The sequence below is a fragment of the Streptomyces sp. genome, assembly GCF_036566765.1.
In the GTDB taxonomy this organism is placed as follows: Bacteria; Actinomycetota; Actinomycetes; order Streptomycetales; family Streptomycetaceae; genus Streptomyces.
In genome coordinates this window covers 1-8,653 of sequence record NZ_DATCVQ010000124.1, presented here as the reverse complement: position 1 = coordinate 8,653, position 8,653 = coordinate 1, and the positions used below count along the sequence as shown (strand labels likewise).

Sequence of the window (8,653 nt, the reverse complement as noted above, 5' to 3'; positions counted from 1 at the left end):
GCGGCACGGAACTGCTGGGCGCGGGCATCACCACGGTGGCCTGGATCGTGCTGAGCGTGTTTGCTGTCCAGAAGTGGTTCCGCTGGGAACCGCGACGCTAGGGAACCGCGACGCCAGGGGAATGCGCCGCCGGGGGAATGCGGCGTCAGGGGAAACGACGAACGGGGGGTCGGCCGTGTCCAGGCTGACGGGGTGGTGGAGCGGCCGCAGCAACGCGGCCAAGGTCGAGCTGTACACACGGTGGACGTTCCATATATTCGCGCCGCTCCAGATCATCGCCATCGGCGGCGTCCCGCTCAGCCGGCCCGCGGGCAGCCCGATCGGCACCGCGTCCGCGGTCTCCCTGGCGCTGCTGGTCTGCGTCCACGCCGTGCTCAGCGCGGTCCTCGCCTCCCGGGCCCTGGACTGGATGCTCGACCGGCGGGAACGGCCGGTCCGGCTCGCGACGGCGCTGATCGGACTGACCGCCGGCGCCTGCCTGACCCTGCTCGTCCTCCTGAGGACCGGCGTCGTCGGTGACGGCCCGATCGTCGCGGCCGTCGTCGTCGGACTCGTCTGCTTCACCCTCGGCACCCTGTCCCTGTGCCTGCTCAAGGTGCGGCAGATGCTGTACGCCGTGCCGGCTGCGGCGATCGCCGTCGGCGCGGTGGTCGCGGCCCTCGGCATCGGGCTGCCCGATGCCGCCGGGTTCACCGTGGGCGTCCTGTTCGCCGGCACCGGGCTCGTCGCCGCCTGCGGGTTCTCCGGCTGGCTGCTGCGGATCGTCTGGGAGCTGGAGCGGTCCCGCGACCTCAAGGCCCGGCTGGCCGTCGCCGAGGAGCGGCTGCGGTTCGGGCGCGACCTGCACGACGTCATGGGCCGCAACCTGTCGGTGATCGCGCTCAAGAGCGAGCTGGCGGTACAGCTCGCCCGGCGCGGCCTGGCGGAGGGCGCGGTGGACCAGATGACCGAGGTGCAGCGGATCGCGCAGGAGTCCCAGCGCGAGGTACGGGACGTGGTGCGCGGCTACCGCGAGGCGGATCTGCGGGTGGAGCTGGAGGGCGCGCGGGGCGTGCTGGCCGCGGCGGGCATCGCCTGCGCGATGGCCCCCGCCTCGATCGAGCTGCCCGGCGAGGTGCAGTCGGCGCTGGGCTGGGTGGTCCGGGAGGCCACGACGAACGTGCTGCGGCACGGGGACGCGCGGCACTGCCGGATAGCGCTGCGCGAGGAGGGCGGTGCGGTGCTGCTCGTGGTGGAGAACGACGGCGTACGAGAGATCGACGACGACGCGGACGACGCGGACGCCCAGGTGGCGCGCCGGCCCGGGTCGGGGCTCGCGGGGCTGCGGGAACGGCTGTCGGCGGTGGACGGGACGCTGGAGGCGGGGCCGGAGAAGGGGGGCCGGTTCCGGGTGACGGCCAGGGTGCCGGTAGGGGTGCCGGTGGCCGACGAGCCCGTACCCGTACGGGACTTCGTGCCCGCGCCCGCTCCGAGAAGTCCGAGAAGTTCGAGGAATTCGAAGAAGGAGACCGCGTCGTGACCGTGCGCGTCCTGCTCGCCGACGACGAGCATCTGATCCGTGGCGCGCTCGCCGCCCTGCTCGCCCTGGAGGACGACCTCGTGGTCGTCGCCGAGGCCGCGTCCGGACCCGAGGCACTCGCCATGGCGCTGGCCCACGAGCCGGACGTCGCGGTCCTCGATCTGCAGATGCCGGGCGCGGACGGTGTGAAGGTCGCCACATCCCTGCGCGAGCGACTGCCCGGCTGCAAGACCATGATCGTGACCAGTCACGGCCGCCCCGGGCACCTCAAGCGGGCGCTCACGGCCGGTGTGCGGGGCTTCGTGCCGAAGACCGTGAGCGCCCAGCGGCTCGCCGAGATCATCCGGTCCGTGCAGGCCGGGAACCGCTACGTGGACCCGGAGTTGGCGGCCGACGCGATCTCCGCCGGCGACTCGCCGCTGACCGCCCGGGAGGCCGAGGTGCTGGAACTCGCGGCCGACGGGGCGCCCATAGCGGAGATCGCCGAGCGGGCCTCGCTGTCCCAGGGAACGGTCCGGAACTACCTCTCCTCGGCCGCCGCGAAGGTGGGCGCCGAGAACCGGCACACAGCGGTGCGTCTCGCCCGGGCGAAAGGTTGGGTATAGTTGGCGCAGCGCTTCGGCGCAGTGCGGACGTGGCTCAGTTGGTAGAGCATCACCTTGCCAAGGTGAGGGTCGCGAGTTCGAATCTCGTCGTCCGCTCCGAGAAAGAAGCCCCCGGTCGATCCGACCGGGGGCTTCTTCGTGTCCGCTAGCTCCAGCTCGTGCCGGTCAGGAGCTCGTACGCCTCGATGTACTTGGCGCGGGTGGCGTCCACGATCTCCTGCGGGAGCGCGGGCGGCGGCTGCTCGCTCTTGCGGTCCCAGCCGGAGGCCGGGGAGGTCAGCCAGTTGCGGACGAACTGCTTGTCGTACGAGGGCTGGGCGCGGCCCGGCTGCCAGCTCGCCGCGGGCCAGAAGCGGGACGAGTCCGGGGTGAGGACCTCGTCGGCGAGGACCAGGGCGTCGCCTTCGAAGCCGAACTCGAACTTGGTGTCGGCGAGGATGATCCCGCGCTCGCGGGCGATGTCGCGGGCCCGGCCGTACACGGCGAGGGTGGTCTGACGCAGCAGCGCGGCGGTCTCCGCGCCGACCTGGCGGGCGACCTCCTCGTACGACACGTTCTCGTCGTGGTCGCCGACGGCGGCCTTGGTGGCCGGGGTGAAGATCGGGGCGGGCAGCTCGGAGCCGTCGCTCAGGCCCTCGGGCAGCGCGAGGCCGCAGACCGTGCGGGACTCGTTGTACTCGACCAGGCCGGAGCCGGTCAGGTAGCCGCGGGCCACGCACTCGACGGGCACCATCGCGAGGGACTTGCAGATGAGGGTGCGGCCCTCCCAGTCGGCGGGGGCGCCGGCGGGCAGCTCGGTCGACAGGACGTGGTTGGGCGCCAGGTCGGCCAGCAGGTCGAACCACCACAGGGACAGCTGGGTCAGCACCCGGCCCTTGTCGGGGATCTCGGTGGGCAGCACCCAGTCGTACGCGGACATGCGGTCGCTCGCCACCATGACGAGGTCGCCGGCCTCGTTGCGGTACAGGTCGCGCACCTTGCCCGTGTGGAGATGGGTGAGGCCCGGGACCTGAACAGGCTCGGGCTTTTCTACGAATCCGGACACGGTTCCTCCGCGTAGGTTGATCCAGGAGCGGTCCGATTGTCTCGTACCGGGCGGAGTGCGCGGTGGCCGGGCCCGTTCAGTCACGCTTGCAGATGCGGTCCAGGAGGTTGGCGGTGGCGCGCTGGATGCGCGGATCGGTGTGGCCCGGGCGGTCCAGCGCGGGCGACCACGCGAAGGTGCCGGAGGCGAAGACCCAGGCCCCGGAGGTCGCCCGGTAGAGGGAGGTCTCCTGGTGACGGAGGGCCCCCTCGCTGTCCTGGTAGGGCGAGTGGGCGAGCAGGATGCGGCTCTCGTGCGGGGGCAGGGCGGTGCGCGGGAAGTACCGGTCGGCCTCGCCCGCGACCAGGCCCGCGATCTCGTCGCCCTCGCCGGCGCCGGTGGCCTCCCAGAGCCAGTGCTCGGCGTTCCGCACGACCAGCGGGGACGGTTCGGGGACCCGGCCCGCGTACTGGATGCCGAGGAGCTGCTGCTCGGGGCGGTCGATCTCGCGCCACAGGGCGGGGCGGCCGGGGCCGCGGCGCTTGCGGCAGGTGAGCAGCCGGTCGGGCGCGCCGGACGGCGAGGGGCAGAGCTCCACCTGCCAGTACAGGGTGTTGGCGGACAGGAAGACCAGCGAGGTGCCCTGCTCGCGGGCGAGTTCGACGGTCCGGCGCATGGGGACGGACCAGTACTCGTCGTGGCCGGGGAAGACCAGGCCGCGGTAGCGGGTGGGATCGACGCGGCCGGCGTGCAGGTCGCGGGTCTCGGCGTACGCGATGTCGTAGCCGTAGCGCTCGGCCCAGCGGATGAAGTCGTAGGCGTGGCCCACGTGCAGCGGCAGGCCGGCGCCCGCATAGGGGCGGTCGAAGGAGACCGTGATGGCCGCGTCCTCCTCGCCGAGGAGTCGGCCGTCCTCGTCCCACGCGTGGTAGAGGCTGGCGCCCGTGCGGCCGTCCTCCGGGTACAGGTTGTACGCCTGCCAGGTGACGTCCGGCAGGACGAGCAGGAGGTCGGCGGGGTGGTCGTCGCGGACCGTGAACGGGATGTGGGAGCGGTAGCCGTCGCAGGTGGTGAGCACCGCGACGTACGCGCCGATCGCCCAGTACGACGGGACCTGCAGCCGCCAGGACTGCCACCAGTGGTGGCAGGAGACCGTGCGGTCGGCGGTGAGCGGGGGCGGCTGGACGATGCCGGAGAGCCGCGGGCTGGTGGTGATCTTGGCAGCCCCGTCGCCGCCGTAGTGGCCGATCCGGTAGACGTCGACGGAGAACTGCTGGGGCGGGTCCACGGTGATGTGGAAGTCGATCGCCTCGCCGGGCGCGACCGCCCCGTTGGAGGCGAAGCCCTTGATCTGGCGGCGCACGTCGTCGGCGGTGCGCGGGCCGCCGCTGCCGCCGGTGCGGCCGAGGGCGGCGTCCGCGTACCAGGGGACGACGTGGCCGGTGTCGTCGAAGTAGTGCTCGCTGCCGCGCAGCCAGGGCAGCGGGCCCTGACCGAAGGGGTCTGTGACGGCGTGGGCGAGCGCCCCTGATTCCCACCGCCTGATGTGCTCCGCCCCCATGCTGCGCCCCTCCCTCGACTCCCCCGAGATGTGGTGTCCGGTGTCTGGTGTGTGCGGTGTGGTGCCTGAGTGCTGCGTTGTGCTGCGTTGTGCTGCCTGAGTGCTGCGTTGTGCTGCGTGGGTTGTGCGTTGTGGTGCGGGGTTGTGCGTCGTGCGGTCGTGCGCCGTGGCGAGCCTGGCGCAGGCCTGGCGCAGGGGTGGCGCGGACCGATTGTCAGTGCCGAAACCCAGCACATCACATAACGCACGCACTCCGTCACCGTTCGTCGCTAATTGACGAGAACGGAAGTGGTGATTCCGGCTCCAGGGCACGCCAAGAGGGGGGTCCAGGACGGGCTTCGGGCGGGTCTCAGACCAGTCGGACGGGCTTCTCGGGCCGCACACCGGTGCGGGCCAGCCAGACCCGCAAGGGGTCCGGGTCGCCGTCCTCGACCAGGGTCAGGACGCAGCCGGTCAGCTCCGATTGGCGCTCTTCGCCCAGGAAGAGCGCGGGGCCGTCCAGCCAGTCGAGCCCGGGGCGGGCGCCCGCGGTGTCCACGGCCGCGCAGCACACCATGGCCGTCACGTGATCGGCGAGCAGATCGCGTCCGGTGCGGGGCGGCTGCAGCGGGAAGAGCGGGAGCGCGTCGGAGCCGGAGACGGCGTGCGCGTGCCCGGGCGCGCCGGGCAGGGAGACGGGCGCGGGCAGCGGCCTGCGGGCCTCCTCGCGCGCCACCTCGGCGGTGAGCGCGGCGGCCAGGGCGTCGGCGGGGGGTTCGGCGGGGCTGGTGGCAGCGGCGGGCGGGACTGCGGGGTCGCCCACGAGGTCTGCGGTTCTGCCCGTTCCGGCCGTCGAGAGATGGGCCAGGACGCGGGCGAGGGTCGGGCCGTCCACGTCGCCGCCGCGGCCCGCCGGGGCGTCGGCGGAGGCTCCGGCCTCCAGCACGCCGAGCCGGTCCAGGACGCCGTGCAGCCGGGCGGCGTCCGTACGCCACTTCCGGTCCACGACCTCCTCCGGGTACTGCTCCCAGTCCACCGGGGCCCAGTCCGGGCCGGGCTCGGCCGGGCCGCCGTGGAAGAGGCGCGCGGCGAGCAGCGAGGCGGCCTCGTCGACGACGCCGGGCTCCTCCAGGAGATCGCAGGCCGGGCGCTCGCCCAGCCGTGATGTGAAGCCCTCCGCGAGCCGGTCGCGGCGGGACAGCTCGGTCAGCGCCGAGACCACGCCCACGTCGAGCCGGGAGGGCCAGCGGCCCATCCGCCAGGCGGGCAGCGCGACCCGGGTCAGCAGCCGGTCCCAGCCCGCGTAGGCGAGCCCGACCTGCTCCTGGGCGACGATCCGGACCCCGTAGTCCACCGCCTGGGCGCGCTCGGACGCGGCGACCGCGACGCCCCGCTCCATCTCGGCGGCATGGCCGCGGCAGCTGCGCAGCAGCACCCGGGCGACCGCGCCGACCCCGCGCGCGCCGAGCCTGCGCACCGGATCGAGGCCGGGGTCGCGGGGCCCGGCCACCGCCGCGTCCAGACCCTGCACGAAGCGCCGGGCCGCGGCTATGTCGGGCTGCGCGGACGGGCCCGTGCCGGCGACGACCGGGGCGAGCACCGCGCGCAGCTCGCCGACCCGCATCCACCAGAGGAAGGGCGAGCCGATGACCAGGACCGGGGCGTCGGAGGAGCGGCGCAGGCCCGGAGTGGCGCCGTGCGCCGGATGCGTACGGTCCTCCAGCCAGCTGTCGCAGTCCGGCGTCAGGGCTATCGCGGAGGGCGCGGGGACCCCGAGCCGGTCGGCCAGGTCCTGCACCATGCGGTACAGGTCGGGGGCGGCCGGCTCGGCGAGCTCGACGGTCGGCGTGACGGCGGGCCTGGCCCGCGCGATCACCAGCGCGACCACGCCGGCCATGAGGAGGACGAGGACCGCGACCGCGGTCACCGCCCAGCGGGCCGCGTCCCAGCCGGAGCCGGTGAGATGGCCGGTGGGCCCGCCGACGAGCAGCACGACCGCGGCGGCCGCGGGGAGCAGCGCGACGGCGGTGGCCCAGGAGCGGACGCGGAGGACGGCGAGGGCCCGCAGACGCGCGGCGCGTGCGCCCCGCTCCTCCGCCGCGACGGAACTGGAACTCATGCCGGACATGGCCCTACCTCACCCCCCTCGTGCCCTCGTCGGGACTGCCTGTGGCGGTGTTGCTCACTCCCCCACTGTGGCACCCGCCACCGACATCGCAATGCCGGTGGGCCAAGTGCCGGAACGCCTTCGCCGCACCCTAGTTGGGGCTTCGGCGGGCGTCATCCGGATGGCTCAGCCGTCACTCGATGGAATGGCGTTGGGCAAAGGTGATGACAGTGGGGCGGGAGTAAAGGTTCACTTCCCCCGCCCCGTCCGGGTCACTCCCCGGCGGCCTCTCGGGCGATGTCCGTACGGTGCTGCGAGCCGTCGAGCCGGATGCGGCCGACCGCCGCGTACGCCCGCTCCCGGGCCTGCGCCAGGTCCGCCCCGACGGCGGTGACCGACAGGACCCGGCCGCCCGCGCTGAGGACCCGGTCGCCGTCCTGCTTCGTCCCGGCGTGCAGGACGTACGCCTGCGGGGCGTCCTCGGCCGCGACCTCGTCGAGGCCCTCGATCGGGTCGCCGGTGCGCGGCGTCCCCGGGTAGTTGTGCGAGGCGACGACGACCGTCACGGCGGCGTCCTCGCTCCAGTTCAGCGGCGGCTGGTCCGCCAGCGTGCCGTTGGCCGCGTTCAGCAGGACGCCCGCCAGCGGGGTCCTGAGCCGGGCCAGCACGACCTGGGTCTCCGGGTCGCCGAAGCGGGCGTTGAACTCGATGACCCGCACACCGCGACTGGTGATCGCCAGACCCGCGTACAGCAGGCCGGCGAACGGGGTGCCGCGGCGGCGCAGTTCGTCGACGGTCGGCTGCAGGACGGAGTCCATCACCTCGTCGACCAGCTTGGGGTCGGCCCAGGGCAGCGGCGAGTACGCGCCCATGCCGCCGGTGTTGGGGCCCTCGTCGCCGTCGAGCGCGCGCTTGAAGTCCTGCGCGGGCTGCAGCGGGAGGACGGTGACGCCGTCGGTGATCGCGAAGAGGGAGACCTCGGGGCCGTCCAGGTACTCCTCGATGACCACGCGGTCGCAGGCGAGCGCGTGCTCGCGGGCCGCGACGAGGTCGTGGGTGACGACGACGCCCTTGCCGGCCGCGAGACCGTCGTCCTTGACGACGTACGGAGCGCCGAACGCGTCCAGCGCCTCGTCGATCTCCTCGGCGGTGGTGCAGACGTACGAGCGGGCGGTCGGGACGTTCGCCCCGGCCATGACGTCCTTGGCGAACGCCTTGGAGCCCTCCAGTTGCGCCGCCTGCTCGGACGGGCCGAAGCAGGGGATGCCGGCCGCGCGCACGGCGTCGGCGACGCCCGCGACGAGCGGGGCCTCCGGGCCGACGACGACGAGGTCGGCCTGGAGGTCGGTAGCCAGTCGTGCGACGGCGTCGCCGTCCAGCTGGTCGACGGGGTGCACCTCGGCGACCTCCGCGATTCCGGCGTTGCCGGGCGCGCAGTGCAGAGCGGTGACGTCGGGATCTAGCGAGAGGGAGCGGCACAGGGCATGTTCGCGGGCGCCGCCGCCGATGACGAGGACCTTCACGCCAGCCAGGGTAGCCCGCGGGAGGGAGCGCCCTTTGTGCGGGCCACCGAGCGAGACGGCCCTATTCGTTTGTGTATTCCTCCACCACGGTCGCCCCGAGCTCGCGCACGATCAGGTCGTGCCCGGAGAGCGCCGACTCGACGAGGTCGGGGTCGTCCTCCTCCGGGGTGTCGTCCTCGGGCGCGACCGGGGACGGCGCCTGTACGGGCGCGGGGGCGGCCTGGGACGGGGCGGCAGAGGAGGCCGTCGGGGCGGGCGCGGGGGCCTGCGGTGCCTGTACGGCGGCCTGGGCCTGGGGCGGGGCCTGCTGGTAGGACGGCGCGGGGGCCTGGGGC

The 8,653-nt window shown here is 73.8% G+C and carries 6 protein-coding genes, 1 tRNA gene and 2 pseudogenes; 4 read left to right on the top strand and 5 right to left on the bottom strand.

Annotation, left to right across the window (positions count from 1 at the left end; genetic code table 11):
* The 4 genes and pseudogenes from VIU94_RS06490 to VIU94_RS06475 form a co-directional block, all read left to right on the top strand.
* Positions 1 to 101: pseudogene (locus VIU94_RS06490) on the top strand (ABC transporter permease); the annotation flags it as partial.
* A 74-nt stretch (positions 102 to 175) separates the two neighbouring features.
* Positions 176 to 1,519: a sensor histidine kinase gene (locus VIU94_RS06485; RefSeq protein ID WP_331908497.1), complete on the top strand. Its 1,344-nt coding sequence runs from the start codon at positions 176 to 178 to the stop codon at positions 1,517 to 1,519.
* Positions 1,516 to 2,124, top strand: coding sequence for a response regulator (locus tag VIU94_RS06480; protein WP_331908495.1), 609 nt, complete (start codon positions 1,516 to 1,518; stop codon positions 2,122 to 2,124). The genes VIU94_RS06485 and VIU94_RS06480 overlap by 4 nt, the downstream gene beginning before the upstream one ends.
* A gap of 23 nt (positions 2,125 to 2,147) precedes the next feature.
* Positions 2,148 to 2,220 (top strand) — tRNA-Gly (locus VIU94_RS06475).
* Positions 2,221 to 2,269: 49 nt separating this feature from the next.
* Here the strand turns inward: VIU94_RS06475 and VIU94_RS06470 are convergent.
* The 5 genes and pseudogenes from VIU94_RS06470 to VIU94_RS06450 all read right to left on the bottom strand — a co-directional run.
* Entirely contained in the window at positions 2,270 to 3,169 is a 900-nt protein-coding gene (locus tag VIU94_RS06470) for a phosphoribosylaminoimidazolesuccinocarboxamide synthase (RefSeq protein WP_331908493.1), read from the bottom strand.
* A 76-nt stretch (positions 3,170 to 3,245) separates the two neighbouring features.
* On the bottom strand, positions 3,246 to 4,709 hold the full coding sequence (locus tag VIU94_RS06465; protein WP_331908491.1) for a N,N-dimethylformamidase beta subunit family domain-containing protein: 1,464 nt from the start codon (positions 4,707 to 4,709) through the stop codon (positions 3,246 to 3,248).
* Positions 4,710 to 5,058: 349 nt separating this feature from the next.
* Complete coding sequence (locus VIU94_RS06460) at positions 5,059 to 6,816, bottom strand: hypothetical protein (RefSeq protein WP_331908489.1); 1,758 nt, start codon at positions 6,814 to 6,816, stop codon at positions 5,059 to 5,061.
* A gap of 251 nt (positions 6,817 to 7,067) precedes the next feature.
* Positions 7,068 to 8,318 carry a phosphoribosylamine--glycine ligase gene (gene purD / locus VIU94_RS06455; protein ID WP_331908487.1) on the bottom strand — a complete coding sequence of 417 codons (1,251 nt, stop codon included), beginning with the start codon at positions 8,316 to 8,318 and terminating at the stop codon, positions 7,068 to 7,070.
* 61 nt (positions 8,319 to 8,379) lie between these two features.
* Positions 8,380 to 8,653: pseudogene (locus VIU94_RS06450) on the bottom strand (DNA polymerase III subunit gamma and tau); the annotation flags it as partial.

Bases quoted from the DNA above. Each gene is read 5' to 3' on its own strand.
- VIU94_RS06460 (WP_331908489.1), bottom strand. From the start codon at position 6,816: ATGTCCGGCATGAGTTCCAGTTCCGTCGCGGCGGAGGAGCGGGGCGCA.
- VIU94_RS06465 (WP_331908491.1), bottom strand. From the start codon at position 4,709: ATGGGGGCGGAGCACATCAGGCGGTGGGAATCAGGGGCGCTCGCCCAC.